20 protein-coding genes and 1 pseudogene are annotated in these 22,523 nt (G+C 74.5%); 7 read left to right on the top strand and 14 right to left on the bottom strand.

The window, feature by feature from the left end; genetic code table 11:
- Positions 1-266 precede the first annotated feature (266 nt).
- Positions 267-1,772: a peptide MFS transporter gene (locus tag OG335_RS23170; protein ID WP_405013040.1), complete on the top strand. Its 1,506-nt coding sequence runs from the start codon at positions 267-269 to the stop codon at positions 1,770-1,772.
- A 272-nt stretch (positions 1,773-2,044) separates the two neighbouring features.
- Here OG335_RS23170 and hutI read toward each other — a convergent pair whose 3' ends face one another.
- The 4 genes from hutI to hutU all read right to left on the bottom strand — a co-directional run bounded on the left by hutI (position 2,045) and on the right by hutU (position 7,495).
- Positions 2,045-3,211 carry an imidazolonepropionase gene (gene hutI / locus OG335_RS23165; RefSeq protein WP_405013039.1) on the bottom strand — a complete coding sequence of 389 codons (1,167 nt, stop codon included), beginning with the start codon at positions 3,209-3,211 and terminating at the stop codon, positions 2,045-2,047.
- An 89-nt stretch (positions 3,212-3,300) separates the two neighbouring features.
- Positions 3,301-4,653, bottom strand: a complete 1,353-nt coding sequence (locus OG335_RS23160; protein ID WP_405013038.1) for a formimidoylglutamate deiminase — start codon at positions 4,651-4,653, stop codon at positions 3,301-3,303.
- Positions 4,641-5,828: an allantoate amidohydrolase gene (locus OG335_RS23155; protein WP_405015493.1), complete on the bottom strand. Its 1,188-nt coding sequence runs from the start codon at positions 5,826-5,828 to the stop codon at positions 4,641-4,643. Before OG335_RS23155 ends, OG335_RS23160 begins: the two co-directional genes overlap by 13 nt.
- Positions 5,829-5,839: 11 nt before the next feature.
- A complete protein-coding gene (gene hutU, locus OG335_RS23150; RefSeq protein ID WP_405015492.1) occupies positions 5,840-7,495 on the bottom strand; it encodes a urocanate hydratase in 1,656 nt (551 codons plus the stop codon).
- Positions 7,496-7,714: 219 nt separating this feature from the next.
- On the opposite strand from hutU, the gene OG335_RS23145 reads away from it, so the two are divergent.
- On the top strand, positions 7,715-8,197 hold the full coding sequence (locus OG335_RS23145) for a hypothetical protein (RefSeq protein WP_405013037.1): 483 nt from the start codon (positions 7,715-7,717) through the stop codon (positions 8,195-8,197).
- A gap of 85 nt (positions 8,198-8,282) precedes the next feature.
- On the opposite strand, the gene OG335_RS23140 is transcribed toward OG335_RS23145, so the two are convergent.
- The 5 genes from OG335_RS23140 to hutH all read right to left on the bottom strand — a co-directional run bounded on the left by OG335_RS23140 (position 8,283) and on the right by hutH (position 13,240).
- Positions 8,283-8,897 carry a CE1759 family FMN reductase gene (locus OG335_RS23140; RefSeq protein WP_405013036.1) on the bottom strand — a complete coding sequence of 205 codons (615 nt, stop codon included), beginning with the start codon at positions 8,895-8,897 and terminating at the stop codon, positions 8,283-8,285.
- Positions 8,894-9,991, bottom strand: a complete 1,098-nt coding sequence (locus tag OG335_RS23135) for an LLM class flavin-dependent oxidoreductase (protein WP_405015491.1) — start codon at positions 9,989-9,991, stop codon at positions 8,894-8,896. Before OG335_RS23135 ends, OG335_RS23140 begins: the two co-directional genes overlap by 4 nt.
- Positions 9,992-10,126: 135 nt before the next feature.
- Complete coding sequence (locus tag OG335_RS23130; protein WP_405013035.1) at positions 10,127-10,495, bottom strand: hypothetical protein; 369 nt, start codon at positions 10,493-10,495, stop codon at positions 10,127-10,129.
- Between the two features lie 93 nt (positions 10,496-10,588).
- A complete protein-coding gene (locus OG335_RS23125; RefSeq protein WP_405013034.1) occupies positions 10,589-11,461 on the bottom strand; it encodes a MurR/RpiR family transcriptional regulator in 873 nt (290 codons plus the stop codon).
- A gap of 198 nt (positions 11,462-11,659) precedes the next feature.
- Positions 11,660-13,240, bottom strand: a complete 1,581-nt coding sequence (gene hutH / locus OG335_RS23120) for a histidine ammonia-lyase (RefSeq protein WP_405013033.1) — start codon at positions 13,238-13,240, stop codon at positions 11,660-11,662.
- Positions 13,241-13,397: 157 nt separating this feature from the next.
- Here hutH and fdhD point away from each other — a divergent pair, with 157 nt between their 5' ends.
- Positions 13,398-14,222 (top strand): formate dehydrogenase accessory sulfurtransferase FdhD, encoded by an 825-nt coding sequence (gene fdhD, locus OG335_RS23115; RefSeq protein ID WP_405013032.1) that lies wholly within the window; start codon positions 13,398-13,400, stop codon positions 14,220-14,222.
- A gap of 29 nt (positions 14,223-14,251) precedes the next feature.
- Here fdhD and OG335_RS23110 read toward each other — a convergent pair whose 3' ends face one another.
- From OG335_RS23110 to OG335_RS23095, 4 genes and pseudogenes are all read right to left on the bottom strand, one after another.
- Positions 14,252-14,623, bottom strand: coding sequence for a hypothetical protein (locus OG335_RS23110; protein WP_405013031.1), 372 nt, complete (start codon positions 14,621-14,623; stop codon positions 14,252-14,254).
- A 713-nt stretch (positions 14,624-15,336) separates the two neighbouring features.
- A pseudogene (locus OG335_RS23105) lies at positions 15,337-16,467 on the bottom strand (diguanylate cyclase domain-containing protein); the annotation flags it as partial.
- Positions 16,468-16,756: 289 nt separating this feature from the next.
- On the bottom strand, positions 16,757-17,875 hold the full coding sequence (locus tag OG335_RS23100; protein ID WP_405013030.1) for an adenylate/guanylate cyclase domain-containing protein: 1,119 nt from the start codon (positions 17,873-17,875) through the stop codon (positions 16,757-16,759).
- A gap of 143 nt (positions 17,876-18,018) precedes the next feature.
- Complete coding sequence (locus OG335_RS23095; RefSeq protein ID WP_405015490.1) at positions 18,019-18,831, bottom strand: biotin--[acetyl-CoA-carboxylase] ligase; 813 nt, start codon at positions 18,829-18,831, stop codon at positions 18,019-18,021.
- Positions 18,832-19,179: 348 nt separating this feature from the next.
- Here OG335_RS23095 and OG335_RS23090 point away from each other — a divergent pair, with 348 nt between their 5' ends.
- Together OG335_RS23090 and OG335_RS23085 are read left to right on the top strand one after the other, a co-directional pair.
- Positions 19,180-20,772 carry an acyl-CoA carboxylase subunit beta gene (locus OG335_RS23090; RefSeq protein WP_405013029.1) on the top strand — a complete coding sequence of 531 codons (1,593 nt, stop codon included), beginning with the start codon at positions 19,180-19,182 and terminating at the stop codon, positions 20,770-20,772.
- Positions 20,773-20,796: 24 nt separating this feature from the next.
- Positions 20,797-21,015 (top strand): acyl-CoA carboxylase subunit epsilon, encoded by a 219-nt coding sequence (locus OG335_RS23085; protein WP_405013028.1) that lies wholly within the window; start codon positions 20,797-20,799, stop codon positions 21,013-21,015.
- A gap of 65 nt (positions 21,016-21,080) precedes the next feature.
- Here the strand turns inward: OG335_RS23085 and OG335_RS23080 are convergent, their stop codons facing one another.
- On the bottom strand, positions 21,081-21,554 hold the full coding sequence (locus tag OG335_RS23080) for a DoxX family protein (RefSeq protein WP_405013027.1): 474 nt from the start codon (positions 21,552-21,554) through the stop codon (positions 21,081-21,083).
- 201 nt (positions 21,555-21,755) lie between these two features.
- Here OG335_RS23080 and mmpB point away from each other — a divergent pair, with 201 nt between their 5' ends.
- The gene (mmpB, locus tag OG335_RS23075; protein ID WP_405013026.1) at positions 21,756-21,881 is read left to right on the top strand and encodes a morphogenic membrane protein MmpB; all 126 of its coding nucleotides are present in this window, start codon (positions 21,756-21,758) and stop codon (positions 21,879-21,881) included.
- A gap of 40 nt (positions 21,882-21,921) precedes the next feature.
- Positions 21,922-22,521 carry a nucleoside triphosphate pyrophosphatase gene (locus tag OG335_RS23070; protein ID WP_405013025.1) on the top strand — a complete coding sequence of 200 codons (600 nt, stop codon included), beginning with the start codon at positions 21,922-21,924 and terminating at the stop codon, positions 22,519-22,521.
- Positions 22,522-22,523: the final 2 nt, after the last annotated feature.

The following is a 22,523-nucleotide window of genomic DNA, read 5'->3' as shown; positions in this document are numbered from 1 at the left end:
CGGCGGCCGAATCCCTGTCATGCTCGCGACCGAATGCCCGCGCGGAGGCTCAGGCCGGAGATCCTGGACTTCGACCTTGAAAGCGAAGGAGATTTTACTGAAAAGCCATGGAACGACATGCTGGGGCCGGGAGAAGCATCACTCCGATATGCCGGTAAACGCCATGTTTGTCAGCTGATGTCATGTTCTCTTCGCCGTACAGTGGTCCGGTCCCCGTCCGCCGACACCCACGAGGCGGACGAAGTCAGGCAAGGAACCCACCACACATGGCGACTACCACCCTGGACGCCGGCGTACGGCCGGCACCTCACCGTGGCAAGACCTTCTTCGGGCACCCCCGAGGGCTCGCCACCCTCTTCATGACCGAGATGTGGGAGCGCTTCAGCTTCTACGGCATGCGTGCCCTGCTGGTGCTCTACATGACGGCCGCCACCACCGAGGGCGGCCTGGGCATGAAGATCGCCGTGGCGACGGCGGTGTACAGCGTCTACAACGCGATGGTCTACCTGCTGGCACTGCCCGGCGGCTGGATCGCGGACCGCTTCCTCGGCGCCCGGAAGACCGTCGCGCTCGGCGGCGTGATCATCATGATCGGCCACTTCGCCCTGGCCGTACCCGCGACCGCCTCGTTCTTCGCCGGCCTCGGCTTCATCGCGCTCGGCTCCGGCCTGCTCAAGGCCAACATCTCGACGATGGTCGGCCACCTGTACGACGGCCCGAACGACCCCCGTCGCGACGGCGGCTTCACCATCTTCTACATGGGCATCAACCTCGGTGCCTTCGCCGCCCCGCTGGTCATCGGCACCGTCGGCCAGAGCGTCGACTGGCACCTGGGCTTCGCCCTCGCCGGGATCGGCATGGCACTGGGCCTCGGCCAGTTCCTGCTCGGCACCCGCCACCTCTCCGCCACCAGCGACGTGGTCACCTCCCCGATGCCCGCCGCCGAGAAGCGCGCGGTGTTCCGCAAGGCGGGCCTGTGGCTGGCCGTCGCGGCGGTCTTCTACGCCGTCGTCGTGCTGAGCGGCCGCTTCACCATCGACTGGGCGATCTGGCCGCTGTCGATCGCGGGCATCGCCATCCCGGTCTTCGTCTTCGCCCGGGTGAAGCGCGACAAGGACCTCGACGCCGCCGAGCAGTCCCGGATGAGCGGCTACATCTGGTTCTTCGTGGCCGCCGCCGTGTTCTGGATGATCTACGACCAGTCCGGCTCCACGCTGAGCGTGTTCGCCGACGACAGCACCGCCTCCACGCTGTTCGGCTTCGCGTTCCCGTCCAGCTGGTTCCAGTCGCTGAACCCGCTCTACATCATGGCGCTGGCCCCCGTCTTCGCCTGGCTCTGGGTCGCGCTCTCGCGCCGCGGCAGGAACCCCAGCACCACGATGAAGTTCGCCTTCGGCCTGCTGATGATCGGCGCGTCGTTCCTCGTCATGATGCTGGCGATGGCCGCGGCCTCCGGCGGCGTGAAGGTCACCCCGCTGTGGCTGGCGATGGTCTACCTGATCCAGACCGTCGGCGAGCTGACCCTCTCCCCGGTCGGCCTCTCCGTCACCACCAAGCTGGCCCCGGCGAAGTACGCCAGCCAGATGATGGGCGTCTGGTTCCTCGCCGTCACCGCCGGCGACTGCGTGGCCGCGCTCGTCCAGCTGGTGCTGGGCGACGCCACCGGCAGCACCTGGTACTTCGCCGTCCAGGGCGTCGCCGCGATCGTCGCCGGCCTCGCGCTCGCGATGTACCGCAGGAAGGTCGTCCGCCTCATGGGCGACGTGCACTGACCCCGGCCGCACCCGCGGCGACGCGGCGGGCCGGCCCGGCGATCCCGGGCCGGGCCGCCGCGTCCGCCCACCCCGCCGACCGGCGGGGGCGAGGGCTCCCGCAGACCCGCCGACCGGCGGTAGCGGGCACCGGACGCCGCCCGGAAGACTGAGGGCACCACCCGGGCACAACCCGGCAGAGCAGCGAGGGAGGGCGCGGACCGCGCCCTCCCTCTTTCCGTCTCTTTCCGTCTCTTCCGTCTCTTTCCGTCTCCTCCGTGCCGCTCCCGCCGTCAGACCTCGCGGACGCCCGCCCGCCACACCCCGGCCGTCAGCGGCACGCCCGGCCGGTAGGCGAGGTGCACGTGCGAGGGCGCGTCCAGCAGCAGCAGGTCGGCCCGGGCGCCCACCGCGACCCGGCCCACGTCGGTGCGCCGCAGGGCGCGGGCCCCGACGGCGGTCGCCGCATGGACGGCCTCGTCCGGCGTCATGCCCATCTCACGGACGGCGACCGCGATGCAGAAGGCCATCGAGCTGGTGAAGCTGGAGCCGGGGTTGCAGTCGGTGGAGAGCGCGACGGCGGCACCCGCGTCGAGCAGTCGGCGGGCGTCCGGGTAGGGCGCCCGGGTGGAGAACTCCGCGCCGGGCAGCAGGGTGGCGACCGTCGCCGAGCCGGCGAGCGCCGCGACGTCCGCGTCGGTCAGGTGGGTGCAGTGGTCGGCGGAGGCCGCGCCGAGCTCCACCGCGAGCTGCACGCCCGGCCCGTGGCCCAGCTGGTTGGCGTGCACCCTCGGCACCAGGCCGCGGGCCGCTCCGGCGGTGAGCACGGCGCGGGCCTGGTCGCCGTCGAAGGCGCCGCGCTCGCAGAAGACGTCCACCCAGCGGGCGTGCGGGGCGCAGGCGTCCAGCATCGGCCCGGTGACGAGGTCGACGTACCCGGCCGGGTCGTCCGCGTACTCGGGGGCGACGACGTGCGCGCCGAGGTACGTGGTCTCCGGGGTGTGCGCGGAGGCGATCCGCAGGGCCCGCGCCTCGTCGTCGACGGTCAGGCCGTAGCCGGACTTGCACTCGATCGTGGTGGTGCCCTGCCGCAGCGCCTCGCCGACGAACCTGACGAGGTTGGCGTCGAGTTCGGCGTCGGTGGCGGCCCGGGTCGCGGCGACGGTGGTCCGGATGCCCCCGGCGGTGTAGGCCAGGCCGGACATCCGGGCGTCGAACTCCGCGGTGCGGTCGCCCGCGAAGACCAGGTGGGCGTGCGAGTCGACGAAGCCCGGCAGCATCGCCCGGCCCGCCGCGTCGACGCGGTCGTCGGCCGCCGGTGCGGCGGCGGCCGGGCCGACCCAGGCGATCCGGCCGCCGTCGACGACGACGGCCGCGCCGGCGAGCACGCCCAGCGGGCCGGGGCCGTACGCGGGGTCGTTGGTGACGAGGCTGCCGATGCCGGTGATGAGGGTGCTCACGGGTGTCCTTCCGCTCCCCGGGGGAGCTCTGGGCTGCAGTGGCTCGGGCCGGGGTGGCGCGGGCTGCGGGGCCCCGCGCGGCGGGAGCGCTACGCGTCGAGGGCGGCGATCGCGGTGCGGAGGGCCGTCGCGACGTCCGGGACGAGCCGGTGCTCGCCGTCCCGCACGATGTGCCGGCCGCCGACCACCACGTGCCGGACGTCGGCCGCGGACGCCGCGAAGACCGCGGTCTCCGCGCCGAGCTGCGGGCCGGGGCCGGCGGTGCGGACGGTGTCGAGGGCGACGGCGGTGAAGTCGGCCAGCGCCCCGGCCTCGATCCGGCCCGCCTCGGGCCAGCCGAGCGAGGCGTGGCCGTCCTCGCCGCCGGCGCGCAGCAGGGCGTGGGCCGTCCAGTGGCCGCGGGTGCGGGTGCGCAGCCGCTCGTTGAGCTCCAGCGCGCGGGCCTCCTCGAACGGGTCGATCACGGCGTGGCTGTCGCTGCCGAGGCTGATCGGGCAGCCGGAGCTCGCGAGGCGGCGGGCCGGGCCGATGCCGTCGGCGAGGTCGCGTTCGGTGGTGGGGCACATGCAGACGGTCGTGGAGGAGTCGCCGAGCAGCCGGACGTCCTCGTCGGTGAGGTGGGTGGCGTGCACGGCGGAGGTGCGCGGGCCGAGCACCCCGTGGTCGGCGAGCAGCCGGGTCGGGGTGACGCCGTGCGCGGTGAGGCAGGCGTCGTTCTCGGCGGTCTGCTCGGAGAGGTGCACGTGCAGCGGGGCCCTGCGCATGGCGGCCCAGTGCGCGACCGTGCCGAGCTGGTCGGCGGGCACGGCGCGCACCGAGTGCACGGCCGCGCCGATCCGGGCGTGGCCGGTGTCCTTGAGGGCGTCGGCGCGGGCGGCCCACGCGTCGGCGTCGCCGTCGCCGAACCGCAGCTGCGGCTTGGTGAGGTCGGCGCCGAAGCCGGCGGAGAGGTAGCAGGTGTCGAGCAGGGTGATGCGGATGCCGGCCCGGGCCGCGGCCTCGACGAGGGCGTGGCCCATCGCGTTGGGGTCCGTGTAGCGGGCGCCGCCGGGGGCGTGGTGCAGGTAGTGGAACTCGCCGACGGCGGTGATGCCGGAGAGGGCCATCTCCGCGTACACGGCGGTGGCGAGCGCGAGGTAGCTGTCGGGGTCGAGGGCCCCGGCGAAGCGGTACATGGTGTCGCGCCAGGTCCAGAAGGTGCCGGAGCCGACCTGCACGGTGCCGCGCAGCGCCCGGTGGAAGGCGTGCGAGTGGGCGTTGGCCCGGCCCGGCAGCAGCAGGCCGCCGAGGCGGACGGCGCCGGGCGGGCAGGGCCCGCTGTCGGGGGTGACGTGGGCGATCCGGCCGCCCGGCCCGACGGTGACGAGCACGTCGCGCTCGACCACCGGGCCGTTCGCGTGCGGCAGCCAGGCGTACTCCGCCCAGTACGTCAGCCCTGACATGCGAGGTCCTCCAGTACGTCGGCGAGGGCGGTCACGCCCGCCAGGCAGTCCGCCGCCTCGGCGTGCTCGGCCGGGGAGTGCGAGATCCCGGTCGGGTTCCGCACGAACAGCATGGCGGTCGGGACGGCCGATGCGAGGATCCCGGCGTCGTGTCCCGCGCCGGTCGGCAGCACGGGCACCCCGCCGAGGGTGCGGGCGAGCCGGTCGCGCAGCGGGCCGTCGAAGTCGACGACCGGCGTGTACGACTCGCGGGTGAGCTCGACCCGGACGCCGTCGCGCCCGCCGCGGTCGGCCGCGGCCTGCCGGATCTCCTCGACGACGCGCTCCAGGGTGGCCTCGTCGGCGGCCCGGGAGTCGAGCCAGCCGCGCACCAGGGAGGCGATGGCGTTGGTGCCGTTCGGCTCGACCGCGACCTTGCCGAAGGTGGCGAGCGCCCCCGCGAGCCGGGCCTTCTTGCGGGCGGCGAGCACCGTGGTGGCGTAGGTGAGCATCGGGTCGCGGCGGTCCTCGACGCGGGTGGTGCCCGCGTGGTTGGCCTCGCCGTGGAAGTCGAACCGCCAGCGGCCGTGCGGCCAGATCGCGGAGGCGACGCCGACGGGCTGCCGCTCGGTGAGGAAGCGGCCCTGCTCGACGTGCAGTTCGACGAACGCGCCGATGCGGCCGAGGCGTTCGTGGTCGGTGCCGATCGCGGCCGGGTCGTGGCCGGCCCGCTCCATGGCGTCGGGCAGCCGGGCGCCGTCGGCGTCGCGCAGCGCGTACGCCTGGTCCCGGGTCAGCACGCCGGCGGCGAGCCGGGAGCCGACGCAGGCGACGCCGAACCGGGCGCCCTCCTCGTCGCCGAAGTTGACGATCGCCAGCGGGCGGGTGAACTCCACCCCGCGGGAGCGGAGTTCGTCGAGGGCGGCGAACGCGGAGACCACGCCGAGCGGGCCGTCGAAGGCGCCGCCGTCCGGTACGGAGTCGAGGTGCGAGCCCGTGACGACGGCGTCCCCGGCCTGCGGGTCGCCGAGCCAGGCCCACTGGTTTCCGTTGCGGTCGACCTCGTACGCGAGGCCGCGCCGCTCGGCCTGCTCGCGGAACCACGCGCGGCACTCCGCGTCGGCGGTGGTCCAGGCGAAGCGGCGGTAGCCGCCGGAGGCGGCGGAGCGGCCCACGGGGAGCAGCTCCGCCCACATCGCTTCGAAGGTCACGACTCACCCATCGGGACGCGTACGCCGCGCTCGGCGGCGACCTCGGTGGCGCGGTCGTAGCCGGCGTCGACGTGCCGGACGACGCCCATGCCGGGGTCGTTGGTGAGCACCCGGCGGATCTTCTCGCCGGCCAGCGCGGTGCCGTCGGCGACGGTGACCTGTCCGGCGTGGAGGGAGCGGCCGATGCCGACGCCGCCGCCGTGGTGGATGGAGACCCAGGAGGCGCCGGAGGCGACGTTGACCATCGCGTTGAGCAGCGGCCAGTCGGCGATGGCGTCGGAGCCGTCGAGCATGGCCTCGGTCTCGCGGTACGGGGAGGCCACGGAGCCGCAGTCGAGGTGGTCGCGGCCGATGACGATCGGCGCGGCGAGCTCGCCGGAGGCGACCATGTCGTTGAAGCGCTCGCCGGCCTTGTCGCGCTCGCCGTAGCCGAGCCAGCAGATGCGTGCGGGCAGGCCCTGGAAGTGCACCTTCTCCTGGGCCAGCTTGATCCAGCGGTGCAGCGACTCGTTCTCCGGGAAGAGGTCGAGCACGGCCCTGTCGGTCTTGGCGATGTCCTGCGGGTCGCCGGAGAGCGCGGCCCAGCGGAACGGGCCCTTGCCCTCGCAGAACAGCGGGCGGATGTACGCCGGGACGAAGCCGGGGAAGGCGAACGCCCGGTCGTAGCCGGCGAGCCGGGCCTCGCCGCGGATGGAGTTGCCGTAGTCGAAGACCTCGGCGCCGCGGTCCTGGAAGCCGACCATCGCCTCGACGTGGCGGGCCATCGACTCGCGGGAGCGGTCGGTGAACTCGGCGGGCTTCTCGGCCGCGTACGACGCCATGTCCTCGAAGGCGACGCCGACGGGGAGGTAGGAGAGCGGGTCGTGGGCGCTGGTCTGGTCGGTGACGATGTCGATCGGGGCGTCCATGGCGAGCAGCTGCGGCACGAGCTCGGCGGCGTTGCCGAGCAGGCCGATGGAGAGCGGCTGCTTCTTGTCCCGGGCGGCGGTGGCGAGTTCGAGGGCGTGGGCGAGGTCCTTCGCCTCGACGTCCAGGTAGCGGTGCTCGATGCGGCGGGAGATCCGGGAGGGGTCGCAGTCGATGCAGATCGCGACGCCGCCGTTCATCGTGACGGCGAGCGGCTGGGCGCCGCCCATGCCGCCGAGGCCCGCAGTGAGGGTGACGGTGCCGGCGAGGGTGCCCCGGAACCTCTTCTCCGCGACGGCGGCGAAGGTCTCGTAGGTGCCCTGGAGGATGCCCTGGGTGCCGATGTAGATCCAGGAGCCGGCGGTCATCTGGCCGTACATGGTGAGGCCGAGCGACTCCAGTCGGCGGAACTCCTCCCAGTTCGCCCAGTCGCCGACGAGGTTGGAGTTGGCGATGAGCACGCGCGGCGCCCACTCGTGGGTCTGCATCACGCCGACCGGCCGGCCGGACTGCACGAGCATGGTCTCGTCCTGCTTGAGCGTCTGCAGGGTGCGGACCATGGCGTCGTACGAGCGCCAGTCGCGGGCGGCCTTGCCGGTGCCGCCGTAGACGACGAGCTTGGAGGGGTGCTCGGCGACCTCGGGGTCGAGGTTGTTCATGAGCATCCGCAGGGCGGCCTCCTGCTGCCAGCCCTGCGCGGTCAGCTTCGTGCCGCGTGCCGCGCGTACCTCACGCGGGCCGCTCACCTGGTCCACCATGCCACCGGCCTCCTTGCGGATGAATTCATTCAGACTTCCCAGGACTGAATATATCCAGACAACACGTCCGCCGCCAGGGCCGCCCCGCGCGCCGTCCGTCCGCCGCCGCTCCGCCCGGGCCCTCCGGAGCACGCCCGCGCGCCCCCGGAGCCGCCCGGATCGTCGGACCCGCGTCATAGGCTGGGGTCGACCACGAGGAGGGCGGTGGTGGCGATTCCCTACATGTCCCAGGGCCAGGATCCCGTCGGATGGGTGACCGAGGCCTACCCGCGGCCCCTGCGGTACGCCCTCTCCCAGCGCGGCGGCATCCCGCACACCGTGCGGACCGTGATCGCGGGGCAGCTGCGCGTCCGGACCGCCGAGCAGCTGCGCGAGCGGATCGAACGGCGGTGGTTCGGCGGCTTCGCCCACCTGCCCGCACCCGAACTCCTGGAGCGCGCCGACGACATCGCGCTGCAGCTCGTCGGCGCACCCGGCTGCGAGGTGTCGCTGCGCTGCGAGGACGGCTGGCTGCTCGACCAGGACGCCAACTGCATGTGGTGCCGGCCGAGCCGGACCGAGTTCCACATGCGGGACGAGGACCTCACCGACGGCCGCCGCTCGTCCGCGGAGACGGTGATCCGGATGGCCGCCGAGATCCGCACCTCGATGCGGGCGAACCGCCGCTACCCGAACGGCCCGCGGCGCTGACCCGCACGGCCACGCCGGGCTTCGGGCACGGCAGAGGCGGGTGGCGGAGCCCCCACCGGCTCCGCCACCCGCCGCCCGGGGAGGGTCAGGCCGCGTTCAGCGCCGCCAGCTGCTCGGCGAACGGCACCAGCCCCGGCTCGCCCCGCCCCCGGGCGGGGCGGCCCGCCAGCGCGTCGGCGAGCTCGCCCGCGGCGCGGGAGATCCGCGACGCCAGCCCTTCCGCGTCCCCGCCCGGGCCCCAGTCCTCCGAGGCCGCGAAGACGGCGGTCGGGACGACGGCGGCCCGGAGGTGGGCGAAGAGCGGGCGCAGGGCGTGCTCCAGCGCGAGGGAGTGCCGGGCGGTGCCGCCGGTCGCGGCGATCAGCACCGGGGTGCCGGTGAGCGCGTCGCGGTCGAGCACGTCGAAGAACGACTTGAAGAGGCCGCTGTAGGAGGCGCTGAAGATCGGCGTGACGGCGACCAGGCCGTCCGCCGCCGCGACCGCGTCGAGGGCCGCCCGAAGCTTCGGCCCGGCGAACCCGGTGACGAGGTTGTGCGCGATCTCGGTGGCCAGGTCGCGCAGCTCGATCACCTCGACCGTGGTGCCGTCGCCCGCCCGCTCGGCCGCCCGGCCGGTCAGCCGGTCGGCGAGCAGCCGGGTGGACGAGGGCTGCGAGACGCCCGCGGAGACGGCGACGATCCTGCGTACGGGCGGTGTCATCGGACGGCCTCCGGTTCGACGGCGGTGCGGTGGGCGAGCAGCGACGCGTGGGTCGGCGCGGCGGGGACGGCGGCCGGGCGGTTGCGCGCGAACTCCTTGCGCAGCACGGGCACGACCTCCTCGCCGAGCAGGTCGAGCTGCTCCAGGACGGTCTTCAGCGGCAGGCCGGCGTGGTCGACGAGGAAGAGCTGCCGCTGGTAGTCGCCGAAGGTCTCGCGGAAGGTGAGGGTCTTCTCGATGACCTCCTGCGGGCTGCCGACGGTGAGCGGGGTCTGCTCGGTGAACTCCTCCAGCGACGGCCCGTGGCCGTAGACGGGCGCGTTGTCGAAGTACGGGCGGAACTCGCGGACGGCGTCCTGGGAGTTGCGGCGCAGGAAGACCTGGCCGCCGAGGCCGACGATCGCCTGCTCGGGGGTGCCGTGGCCGTAGTGCGCGTAGCGGGTGCGGTAGAGGTCGACGAGCTTCTGGAAGTGCTCCTTGGGCCAGAAGATGTGGTTGGCGAAGAAGCCGTCGCCGTAGTACGCGGCCTGCTCGGCGATCTCGGGCGACCGGATCGAGCCGTGCCAGACGAACGGCGGGACGCCGTCGAGCGGGCGGGGCGTGGCGGTGAAGCCCTGGAGCGGGGTGCGGAAGCGGCCCTGCCAGTCGACGGTCTCCTCGCGCCAGAGCTTGTGGAGGAGGGCGTAGTTCTCGACCGCCAGCGGGATGCCCTGCCGGATGTCCTGGCCGAACCACGGGTAGACGGGGCCGGTGTTGCCGCGGCCGAGCATGAGGTCGACGCGGCCGTCGGCGAGGTGCTGGAGGGTGGCGTAGTCCTCGGCGATCTTCACCGGGTCGTTGGTGGTGATCAGCGTGGTCGAGGTGGAGAGGATCAGCCGCTCGGTGCGCGCCGCGATGTGGCCGAGCAGGGTGGTCGGCGAGGACGGCACGAACGGCGGGTTGTGGTGCTCGCCGGTCGCGAAGACGTCGAGGCCGACCTCCTCGGCCTTCAGGGCGATGGCCACCGTCGCCTTGATCCGCTCGTGCTCGGTCGGGGCCCGGCCGGTGGTCGGGTCCACGGTGACGTCGCCGACGGTGAAGATGCCGAACTGCATGGTGCTCACCCTCCAGATCGTTCAGATTTCAACTACGTGCGTCTGAACGCCCCCCTCGGCACACCTATTCCCCGCTGTTCCCCGTCGGCCGGCGACCCCGACCGGCGCCCCCGGCCGCGCCTGCCCCGCCGTGGCTCAGGCCGCGGCGCCGCCGTCCCAGTCGATGCCGAGGCCCGCCAGCCAGGCGCGGTCCGCGGCGTCCGGGGCGCTCCCCGCGTCGGGCGCGGCACCCGCCCCCTCCTCGGACGCCTGCTGCGGACCGGTCCGCGGGCGGGACGGCGGCCGGGGGATCTCCTGCACCGGCCCGAGCCCGTAACGCTCCACCGCCTCCGCCGACGCGGCCGACGGGCCCTGCTCCGTCACCCCGATGTGCACGGCGCTCTCGTCCCCCGCGTCGAGCACGGTGAGCCGGGGGTCCGGCGGCGGGCGCAGCGCGATCCGCCGCCCGCAGGCCGGGCAGGACCACTCGTCGGCGCCGTCGGCCAGCCGTGCGGTCATTCTCATCTGGTGGATCACCCGCATGTCGGTCACCCCCGTCCGGCCCGGCACCGGGCCCCGAGGAGGGGATGCCCGTTCCTGGGCCCGGGGCAACCTGGCCTACTCCAGGAAGAGTCCGCGGGCCGCCGCCGACTGCTCGTTGGCCTCCAGCCGGGCCTCCGCGCCGGGGAGTTCGTCGCACATCGTCTGCAGCAGCACCCGGCCCAGCATCATCGGCGCGCACGCCGTGTCGAAGACGAGCCCGGTGCCGACGGCGGCCGGCAGCATCAGGTCCGACAGCCGCGCGACCGGCGCGAACGCGCTGTCGGCGACCGTCACCACCGTCAGGCCGCACGCCCGGGCGGCCGCCAGGGCGTCCATCAGCTCCCGCGGGTAGCGCGGCAGTGCGAAGCAGGCCAGCGCGGTGGCGCCGGCGGCCGCGGCCTGCTCGATCCGGTCGGCGAGCATCGAGCCGCCCTCGTCGAGCAGCCGGACGTCCGGGTGCACCTTCGCCGCGAAGTACGCGAAGCCGTGCGCCTGGGCGGAGGCGGCCCGCAGGCCGAGCACCGGCAGCGGCCGCGAGGCGGCGAGCAGCCGGGCGGCGCGCACGATCGGCTCCGGGTCGGCGAGCAGGTCGGCGAGGTGGCGCAGGTGCTCGATCTCGGCGAGGACGGCCTGCTGGTGCTCGTTGCGGACCGCGTCCGCCGGGGTCTCCGCGGACGGGCCGGGCTCGCCCGCCCCCAGCTCGCGCAGCCGCTTGCGCAGCGCCGGGTAGCCGTCGTAGCCGAGGGCGACGGCGAAGCGCGTCACGGACGGCTGGCTGACCCCGGCGAGTTCGGCGACCTCGACGCTCGACAGGAACGGCGCCTCGGCGGCGTGCCGGACGAGCGAGTGGGCGATCCGCCGCTGGGTGGGCGTCAGCCGGTGCCCCTCGAAGAGCTGGAGGAGTCGGGCGGAGGGTCCGGCGGTGCCGGTCTCGTCCAGGGCTGTCATCAGCGGTACCTCCGAGCTCGTGAGCGGCGCGCGCCGTTGGCGACGGCGGCTTGGACGACTGTCGCGCAGTCCCGCCATGCGGGCAATGCCGTTTCGCGGAGCGGGACGGCACGGACGGCGGCGCAGCGCCCGCGCCGGCCCGGGGCACGGCCGGGGCCTGCCGGGACGGCCGGTGCCGGCCGCCCGTCCCGGCGCCGGTCAGGCGAGCGGGCCGGTGACCCGCTCGACCGCGGCGACCAGGCCGCCGGAGGCGACCAGCGCGGCCGCGGCCTCCAGGTCGGGCGAGAGGTGGCGGTCGCGGCCGGGGCCGCCGACACCGGCCTCGCGGGCGGCGGCGATCGCCGCCGCGGTGCCCGGGGCGAGCGGGCCGCTGCCGCCCTCGGCGCGGATCTCCAGGGCGCGCGAGGCGGCGGTGAGCTCGACCGCGAGCACCCGGCCGAGGTTGGCGACGGACTGGCGCAGCTTGCGGGCGGCCGACCAGCCCATCGACACGTGGTCCTCCTGCATCGCGGAGGACGGGATCGAGTCGACCGAGGCCGGCACGGCGAGCCGCTTGTTCTCGCTGACCAGCGCGGCCTGGGTGTACTGGGCGATCATCAGGCCGGAGTCCACGCCGGGGTCGTCGGCGAGGAACGCGGGCAGGCCGTGCGAGCGGGCCTTGTCGAGCAGCCGGTCGGTGCGGCGCTCGGAGATCGAGCCGAGGTCGGCGGCGGCGATGGCGAGGAAGTCCAGCACGTAGGCGACCGGGGCGCCGTGGAAGTTGCCGTTCGACTCGACGCGGCCGTCGGGCAGCACCACCGGGTTGTCGACCGAGGCGGCGAGCTCGCGCCCGGCCACGGTGGCGGCGTACGCGACGGTGTCGCGGCCGGCGCCCGCGACCTGCGGGGCGCAGCGGATCGAGTAGGCGTCCTGGACGCGCGGCGCGTCGTCCTGGTGGTGGCCGGTCAGGCCGGAGCCCTTGAGCACGGCGAGCATGTTGGCCGCGGAGAGCGCCTGCCCGGGGTGCGGGCGGATCGGGGCGTGCAGCTCGGGGGCGAGCACCTTGTCGGTGCCGAGCAGCGCCTCCAGGCTCATCGCGGCGGTGATGTCGGCGGTGGTGAAGAGCCGCTGCAGGTCGGCGACGGCCATGACCAGCATGCCGAGCATGCCGTCGGTGCCGTTGATGAGGGCGAGGCCCTCCTTCTCCAGGAGCTCGACCGGTTCGATGCCGGCGGCGGCGAGCAGCTCGGCGGCGGGCTTCTCGGCGCCGTCGGGGCCGAAGGCGGTGCCTTCGCCCATGAGCACGAGGGCGCAGTGCGAGAGCGGGGCGAGGTCGCCGGAGCAGCCGAGCGAGCCGAACTCGCGGACGGAGGGGGTGATTCCGGCGTTGAGCAGCGCGGCCATGGTCTCGGCGACCAGCGGGCGGACGCCGGTGCGGCCGGAGGCGAGGGTCTTCATCCGCAGGAAGACGAGGGCGCGGACGACCTCGCGCTCGACGGTGGGGCCCATGCCGGCGGCGTGGGAGCGTACGAGGGAGCGCTGCAGCTGGGCGCGGAGCTCGGGGCTGATGTGGCGGACGGCGAGGGCGCCGAAGCCGGTGGAGACGCCGTAGACGGGGCGCGGCTCGGCGGCCAGCGCGTCGATACGGGCGCGGGAGGCGGCCATCTCGGCGAGGGCGTCGGGGCCGATCTCCACGCGGGCGTTGCCCCGGGCGACGGCGAGGACGTCCTCGGCGGTGACATCGGCCTTGCCGACCTGGACGAGTGGCGCGTCGGGGGCCACAGCACCGTGCATATCCATATGCACAATCACATCAGGTGAATGAGGATATGACAACCGGGGGTCGTGGACACCTGCGGATTTCCCGCCGGGGCCGGTCGTGACGCAGGCTGGGCACCACGCGGGGCCCGCGCACGGGCGGCGCGGAACGCCCGCGGACGGGCAGGAGGAGGGGCCGATGGCACGGGCGACGGTACGGCGCCGGGTGGTGCGGCTGCGCGGCACCGAGGCGGGCGAGCGGCCCGACGCGCTGGCCGCGGAGGAACCGCTGGAGATCCGGCTCGGCGGCGAGCCGCTGACCGTCACCATGCGCACCCCCGGTGACGACTTCGACCTGGTGGCCGGCTTCCTGGTCGGCGAGGGCGTCGTGCACGAGGCGGGCCAGCTCGCCGCGCTGCGCTACTGCGCCGGGACGGACGCCGAGGGACTCAACACCTACAACGTGGTCGACGCGACGGTCCGCGGCGACGCCGCCCCGCTCTCCGGGCACCGCAACCTGCTCACCACCAGCGCCTGCGGCCTGTGCGGCCGCGACACCGTGGAGGCGGTCCGCACCCACAGCAGGTACCCGGTCGCCGAGGACGGCCTCCGGGTCTCCCCCGCCCTGCTGTACGCCCTGCCGGACCGGCTCCGGGCCGCGCAGCGCGCCTTCGACTCCACCGGCGGACTGCACGCCGCCGGCCTGTTCGACGCGCGGGGCGAGCTGCTCTGCGTCCGGGAGGACGTGGGCCGGCACAACGCCGTCGACAAGGTGGTCGGCTGGGCCCTGCGCGAGGGCCGGCTGCCGCTGACCGGGCACCTGCTGCTGGTGAGCGGGCGGGCCTCGTTCGAGCTGACGCAGAAGGCGGCGCTGGCGGGCGTGCCGCTGCTGGCCGCCGTGTCGGCACCGTCCTCGCTCGCCGTCGAGCTCGCCGAGGAGCTGGGCCTGACCCTGATCGGCTTCCTGCGCGGCGAGAGCGCCAACGTGTACGCGGGCGCCGGCCGGGTGACGACGGCGGGCTGAGCCGCCGTCACCCGGCCGGGCGCCGCGGGTCAGTTCCGGTTGCGCTTGCGCATCGCGACCACGACGGCGATCACGACGACGACCAGGATGCCCAGCACGACGATGCCGACGACCACGCCGACGATCGTGCCGAAGAAGCCCGACTTCTTCTTGCTCTTCGACTTCGACTTCGACTTGGACTTCGACTTGGCGACGTAGCCGCTCTTGCCCGCCGACCTGGACCTGCTCGTGGAGGCGGACCCGGCGAGCACCTCGGTGCCCGCGCCCGCCCGCGCCGCGGCCGCGGGCGCCTCCCGGACCGCCGCCGCGCGCGTGGCGGCCACCGCCTCGCCGCCTGCCAGTGCGGTCCCGCCGACCGCCAGCGCCAGTGCGAGAAGTGCTCCCGCCAGCCGTGTACGCATGGTCCCTCCCAGGGCCCCCGTTGCCGATGCCGTGCCACTGTCGCATGCCCGCTCCGGTGCGGCACAGTCCCGCCGGAGGGCCTGTGGCCCAGCTGTGACGTCCCCGGGACGCGGCGCGGTCAGTCCGGCGGCGGGGAGGACGGGCCGGACAGCGCGACGGCCACCAGCGCCCGCAGGGCGGGCGCGACCTGACCGAGCGGCAGGGTGGAGTCGTCCGCGAAGAGCTCGACCAGCCAGCCGCCCGCCGCGTTGGGGCCGCCGGCGGCGACCATCGCCCGGTACCCGCTGACCACCATGACCGCCTCCTCCGCCGGGTCGTTGCCGGTCGCACCCGCCCGCAGCGAGAAGCCGCCGCCGCGGGAGGCCCGCCGGGTCTGCGGGTAGTGCCGCAGGTCGAAGACGGCGTCGGGAGCCTCGATCTGGGCGCGCTGGGTGGCCGCCCCGGAGCTGCTCGGGCCGCTCGTCATGCGGTAGACGGCGTGCTGGGCGGTGCGCATGAGGTGCGAGCCCGGCGGCACGTACGAGACCCACCAGGCGACGGCGTCGAGGAGCCGGGCGGAGGACTCGGCGACGGTGACCATCCGGGCGAGGGTGTCGGCGGGGTGGCTGGTGCGCAGCGTGTCGTTCTGGTCGAGGGCGGCGAGCACGGTGGCGAGCAGCTGGCCCGGATCGGCGCTGCGGGCCGCTCCGCGAAACCGCCGGCGGTCGCCGTTGCCGCGCTGGCCGGGGCCGCCGCGGCGCCCGTCGGCCCGGTGGTGGGGGTCGGCGGCGTCGGCGAGCAGCACGGTCGGGTCCGGGGCGTAGCCGGGCCCGTGGCTGCGGCCGGCGACCACGGGATGGGCGGCCCGGGAGGCCTTGGCCCGGTACTGGGCGGCGTCGGCCAGCCGGAAGAGCCGGTCGGCGGTGGAGACCGGACCGATGGAGTCGCCGGTGGAGGCGACGCCGCAGGCGACGCCCTCGCCCTCGGTGAGCTGCAGGGCCCGGGTGCAGAGCTCCTCGGCGACGGCGACGACCTCGTCGGCCTTCTGGCCCTCGACGAGCAGGCAGAACTCGTCGCCGCCGAGCCGGGCGGCCAGGCTGCCGGGGAGCTTGGCGGCGCAGAGCGAGAGCTGGTGGGCGAAGCGTTCGAGCAGCCGGTCGCCCATCTCGTGGCCGAGCAGGTCGTTGACCCGCTTGAGCCCGTTGACGTCGCAGACGACGAGGCTGACGACGGTGTTGTCGCGGTTGTGCGCCTGCAGGGCGCCCTCCAGCCGGGCGTCGACGGCGCGGCGGTTGGCGAGCCCGGTGAGCGGGTCGGTGAAGGCCAGCCGGCGGAGGTCGGCGAGGCGTTCGGTCTGCGAGAGGCCTGCGGAGATCTGCGCGGCGAGCAGGGTCGCGTAGTCGGCGTCCTCGTCGGCGAAGAGCGGCAGGCCGGCGGCGCGGGCGAGGTACAGCTCGCCCCAGGCCTGGCCGTGCAGCACGATCGGGGCGACGAGGCAGCACTCCCGGCCGCGGCGGCGCAGCCCGGCGGCGCGCTGCCGGCAGAAGGCGCCGGTGCCGGGGTGGCCCTGCACGGGCGCGGGGTCGATGTCCTCGGCGGTCTGCACCCAGGCCCGGGGCAGCCGGCCGGTGGTCCAGTGCTCCTCCAGGTAGGTGACGATCTCGGGGAAGTCGGCCACCGGGTACGACTCGTCCTCGGGGAACTCCTCCTCCCCGGCGGCGAGCTCGCCGTAGTTGGCGAGCACCCGGAGCCGGCCGGACTCGCGGTCCCAGACGGAGACGGCGGCCATGGTGGCGCCGAGTGCGGCGGTGGCGCGGACGGCGGCCGCACGGACGGCCTCCAGCGGGGTCAGCGCACCCGCCATGTCGTGGGCCAGCTCGACGACGGCCTGCAGCCGGGCGTCGAGGGAGGAGGGGGACCGCGCGGGCTGCTCCGCCGTGGTCGCGTCGCCGCTCAACCGGATCGCCTCGTCCCTTGGTCCGTCCGCGCGGGTGCGCTTCCATTCTGGATCACGATTATGGCGCTTCGGTACCGCTATGCCCGATTTGTCATGGCAGGGCTCGCGGTCGGCGCGTCCGAACGGGCCGCACGTGTCCGCCGACCGCCCGGGCCCCGGGGCGAGGTCCCGCTCCGCACCGTGCGGGCGCCGCGCGTCACTCGGCGTCGCGGCTCCGGGTCAGCAGCCAGGGCTCGACGAGGCCGAGCCCGCGCACCGGCCGCCGCCACATCGGCTGCAGGTGGAACGGGAAGCCGACCGCGGCCTGGTGCCCGGCCGGATCCTCCGGGACGTACGGCGGCACCGCGCCGGTCTGCTCCATCGCGGCCGCGAGTTCGCCGTCGACGAGGACGGCGTCGCGCGGGGCGATCGAGGTGAGGCGGCTGGCCAGGTTGACGGTGGTGCCGAAGACGTCGCCCATCCGCGAGGTGACGGTGCCGAACGCCATGCCGACCCGGAGCGCCGGCATGGTGTCCTCCTTGGCGAGCGTCTCGACGAGCGCCAGGGCGATCTCGGCCGCGACCACGGGGTCCTCGGTGGCGTAGAGGATCTCGTCGCCGAGCGTCTTGATCACGCGGCCGCCCTGGCCGACGATCAGGTCGGAGCAGGTGTTCTCGAAGGTCTCGACGAGCTCGCCGAGCTCCTCCTCCTCCAGGCGGCGGGAGAGCCGGGTGAAGCCGACCAGGTCGGCGAAGCCCACGGCGAGCCGGCCGCTGGTGATCTCGGTGTCCTCCGCGGCATGCACCACCCGGCCGGTGACGGCGGCGAGCTGACGGCGCCAGACGTAGACGAGGAACTGCTCCAGCTCGGGCAGGAGCAGCTCGGTCAGCGGGTAGGCGACCTCGGCCCGGGTGAGGCCCGGTTCGACGGCCTGGGTGAGGTTCTCCAGGAAGGTGTCCATCTGCCAGCCGGCGAGGCGCGCGGTGGTCTGGCCGGTCGACCGGGCCACCTGGATCGCCATCGACTCGCTGAGAAGGCCGGACTCGATCAGGCCGGCGAGACGCCGCAGCGCGATCACGTCGTTGTCGGTGAGCGCCCGCGACTGCCCGATGTCGGGGAAGCCCATGGCGCGCCAGAAGCGGGTGGCGAGGTCCATCGACACGTCGGCCGCCCGGGCGGCCTGGTACGGGGTGTACCGGCGCGGCGCGTCGAGGATCAGCCGTTCCAGTTCGAGCGCGACGGTGTTGTCGCCCGCACCGCCGGCGGCCTGACCCTCGCTGCCGCCACTGCCGGTGCCGCTGCTGTTGCCGCCGCTGCCGGATCCCTCGCCTGCCACCGGTCCATCCCCGTGCGGTCGCCGCACTTCCTCTTGTCCTGCCTGTCAAGGGCGGCCGACCACCCTGGGGTAGTGGCGCGCCTCACACCGCTGCCAGGTGGAATGTTCGCACGGAATCCCGCGATCCGGGGCATCCGTCCGGATCAGGCGGGATCCGGGCGTTCCGGCCGGACGTGCACGACGTCGCCCGCGGCCACCGGGTGGCGGCTGCCGTCGGCGGTGCGGACGACCAGCCGGCCGTCGGTGTCCACGGCGACGGCCTCGCCGAGGAGCTCGCGGTCGCCGGGGAGTTGCACCCGCACGGGGCGTCCGAGCGTGGTGCAGCGGGCCGTGTAGGCGGGCAGCAGCCCGCTGGCGTGCGGGTCGCCCGCGGCGGCCCGCCACTCGCCGTACAGCTCGGCGAACTCGCGGAGCAGGCCGCGCAGCAGGGTCTGCCGGTCGGTGACGGCTGCACCGGCCAGGGCGAGCGATCCGGCGGTGGGCACCGGGAGTTCGTCGGCGCGCAGGGTGACGTTGATGCCGAGCCCCGCGACGACCGCGCCGCCGCCGAGCTCGGTGAGGATGCCGCCGATCTTGCGCTCCTCGCCGCCGACGGTGATCTGCAGGTCGTTCGGCCACTTGAGGCCGGTCTCCAGCTCGGTGACCCGCGAGACGGTGGTGGCCGCGGCCACCCCGACCAGGATCGGCAGCCAGCCGTACCGCTCGATCGGCACGTCGGCGGGGCGCAGCAGGACGGAGAGGAAGAGCCCGGAGCGCGGCGGGGCGCTCCAGCGGCGCTCCAGGCGGCCGCGGCCGGCGTTCTGCGACTCGGCGACGAGCACGGCGCCCTCGGGGGCGCCGTTCCTCGCGCGGGCGGCGAGGTCGGTGTTGGTGGAGCCGGTCTCGGTGACGACGTCGAGGGAGGTCCAGAGGCCGCCGGGCACCACGAGGTCGCGGCGGAGCGCGTCGGTGTCCAGCGGGGGGCGTTCGAGGTCCGTCCAGGGCGAGGGGCCGGAGTGGCCGAAGCCGCGGAGTCCGCTGCGGCGGGGGCGGGTGGGCTCGGGGTGCTCGGCGTCGGTCACCGGGTCAGCGTACCGACGGCCGGGTGCCCCGACGGAGCGCCGGCACCCGCCCGAGCGGGCATCCGCAGCAGGTCACAGGCCGTACCATCGTGCCGCAGATGGCGGGGCGACACACTGTGTCGCCCGCCATAACACGATGCGCCCGGCGCTGGCTACGCTACTTCGCGGTAGTCGCAGTGCCGCCCTGCCCTCAGGCCGTCGTCGGCTTCGGAGGCGGCCCATGGACCAGGGAGAGCCACCTCTATGACCGAGGCGCCGTACGACCCCCACACCACCGCCGGCAAGCTCGCCGACCTGCGGCGCAGGATCGACGAGGCGGTGCACTCCGGCTCCGCCGCGGCCGTGGAGAAGCAGCACGCGAAGGGCAAGCTGACGGCCCGTGAGCGGGTGGTGGAGCTGCTGGACGAGGACTCGTTCGTGGAGTTCGACGAGTTCGCCCGGCACCGGTCCGTCAACTTCGGGCAGGAGCGCAACCGCCCGTACGGCGACGGCGTGGTGACCGGCTACGGCACCGTCGACGGCCGTCAGGTCGCGGTCTTCGCGCAGGACTTCACCGTCTTCGGCGGCTCGCTCGGCGAGGTGTTCGGCGAGAAGATCGTCAAGGTCATGGACTTCGCGCTGAAGACCGGCTGTCCGGTCGTCGGCATCAACGACTCCGGTGGCGCGCGGATCCAGGAGGGCGTGGTCTCGCTCGGCCTGTACGGCGAGATCTTCCGGCGCAACGTGCACGCCTCCGGCGTGATCCCGCAGATCTCGCTGATCATGGGCCCCTGCGCGGGCGGCGCGGTGTACTCCCCCGCGATCACCGACTTCGTGGTGATGGCCGATCAGACCTCGCACATGTTCATCACCGGCCCGGACGTCATCAAGACGGTCACCGGCGAGGACGTCGGCATGGAGGAGCTGGGCGGCGCGCGCACCCACAACGCCAAGTCGGGCAACGCGCACTACATGGCCGCGGACGAGAAGGAGGCGATCGAGTACGTCAAGAGCCTGCTCTCGTACCTGCCCTCCAACAACCTCTCCGACCCGCCGGCCTACCCCGAGCAGGCCGACCTCTCCGTGACGGACGAGGACCTGGAGCTCGACGCGATCGTGCCGGACTCCGCGAACCAGCCGTACGACATGCGCCGGGTGATCGAGTACGTCCTCGACGACGGGGAGTTCCTGGAGACGCAGCCGCTGTTCGCGGGCAACATCATCACCGGCTTCGGCCGGGTCGAGGGCCACCCGGTGGGCGTCGTCGGCAACCAGCCGATGGACCTCGCGGGCTGCCTCGACATCAACGCGAGCGAGAAGGCCGCGCGGTTCGTCCGCACCTGCGACAGCTTCAACATCCCGGTGCTGACCTTCGTCGACGTGCCGGGCTTCCTGCCCGGCACCGGCCAGGAGTGGGACGGGATCATCCGCCGCGGCGCGAAGCTGATCTACGCGTACGCCGAGGCCACCGTGCCGCTGATCACCGTGATCACCCGCAAGGCGTTCGGCGGCGCGTACGACGTCATGGGCTCCAAGCACCTGGGCGCCGACCTGAACCTCGCCTGGCCGACCGCGCAGATCGCGGTGATGGGCGCGCAGGGCGCGGCCAACATCGTCTACCGCCGCGAGCTGGCCGAGGCCGCGAAGGCGGGCGCGGACGTCGACGCCCGGCGGGCCGAGCTGGTCGCGGAGTACGAGGACACCCTCCTCAACCCGTACCTGGCCGCGGAGCGGGGCTACGTGGACGCGGTGATCGCGCCCAGCGAGACCCGCGGTCACATCGTGCGCGGGCTGCGGGCACTCCGCGGCAAGCGTGAGACCCTGCCGCCGAAGAAGCACGGCAACATCCCGCTCTGACCGCCGCACGAGAGGATTGAGAGCATGGCCCCGATCCAGGTGCTGCACGGGCAGCCGACCCCCGAGGAGCTGGCCACCGTCCTGGCGGTGGTCCAAGCCCGGGCCGCCGCAGAACAGGCCGCCGCAGAGGCGGCCCGCGGGGCGGGCGGCCCGGTCGACCCGTGGCGCGACCACGCCCGGCGGATGCGCGGGGCGCCCGCCCCCGGGCCCGCCGTCTGGCGGACCTCCGGCTGGGCGCGCTGACGCCCGGCCCGTCCCGGCACGAGGGGCCCCGACCGTACCGGTCGGGGCCCCTCGCCGTGCCGGGGTCAGGCCGCGGCGGGCACCGCGGCGGTGCGGCGTGCGAGCAGGCCGTCGAGGGCGAGGCCGCCGGGGCCGACGGCCGCGATCGCCAGGAACACCCAGCAGAAGAGCACGGACGGCTCGCCGCCGTTCTGGATCGGCCAGAGCGCGTGCTCCTGGTGGACCGAGAAGTAGGCGTAGGCCATGGACCCGGAGCAGATCAGGGCCGCCGTGCGGGTGCCGAGGCCGAGCAGCACGAGGACGCCTCCGACGAGCTGGATCACCGCGGCGAACCCGCCGGGCCAGCTCCAGGCGTCGACCGTGCCGCCGCCCTTGGCGCCGCCGAGCACGCCGAAGAGCGAGGCGGCTCCGTGGCAGGCGAAGAGCAGGCCGGCGACGATGCGGAAGGCGCCCACGACGTACGGCCTGGCCGTGTCGACGGGCTCGCGGGGGACCGCGGACGTGCGGGGCGCTGCGGACGTGCGGGGGACTGCGGGCATGGGGGGCTCCCTCGGGGCGAAACCTGATGTGGGGGGGTCTTGCCGGTCCTTCTGTCACCTGTGAGCCGCAGAGGGATTGGCTTTACAGGTCCTTGACAAGGATTCAGTTCCCCGCGGACCCGGCCGCCGAACTCCCCACCCGGCGGTAACTTGAGTACCGGTACTCAGGCGCCCGCCCTCCGCCCCGCACAGGATGAGGAGGTGCTCTGGTCCGACCCCCGCGACGAACCCTCCGCCGAAGCGCGGAGGGTGCAGCGCATGCTGCGGCGCGCGGGCCCGCTGCTGGCCGCCCTCGCCCTCGTCGCCGCCGTCCTGCTGGTGCGCTGAGCGGCCCGTACGCCCCCGGCGGAGGCCCTAGGCTTGCCGCATGACCGATCGCCGCACCCTCGTCCTCGCGTCCGCCTCCCCGGCCCGGCTCGGACTGCTCCGCCAGGCCGGCCTCGACCCGCAGGTGCGGGTCAGCGGGGTCGACGAGGACGCGATCAGCGCCGCCACCCCCGCCGAGCTCGCGCTCGTGCTCGCCGAGGCCAAGGCCAAGGCGGTCGCCGCCGACCTGACCGGCGGCGAGCTGGTCGTCGGCTGCGACTCCGTCCTGGAGCTCGACGGCCTGGCGCTCGGCAAGCCCGCCGACGCCGCCGAGGCCCTGGAGCGCTGGCGGTCGATGCGCGGCCGCGAGGGCGTGCTGCGCACCGGCCACTGCGTGATCGACACGGTCACCGGCCGGCAGTCCTCGGCGACCGCCTCCACCACCGTGCGCTTCGGCACCCCCGACGACGCCGAGGTCGCCGCGTACATCGCCTCCGGCGAACCGCTGCACGTCGCCGGGGCGTTCACGCTCGACGGCCGGTCGGCGCCGTTCGTCGAGGGCATCGACGGCGACCCGGGCAACGTCATCGGCCTCTCCCTGCCGCTGCTGCGCCGCCTGCTGGCCGACCTCGGCGTCCGGATCACCGACCTCTGGAGCTGAGC

The organism is Kitasatospora sp. NBC_01539, from assembly GCF_045040525.1.
Taxonomy (GTDB): Bacteria; Actinomycetota; Actinomycetes; order Streptomycetales; family Streptomycetaceae; genus Kitasatospora.
This window is presented reverse-complemented; position numbering and strand designations above follow the sequence as displayed.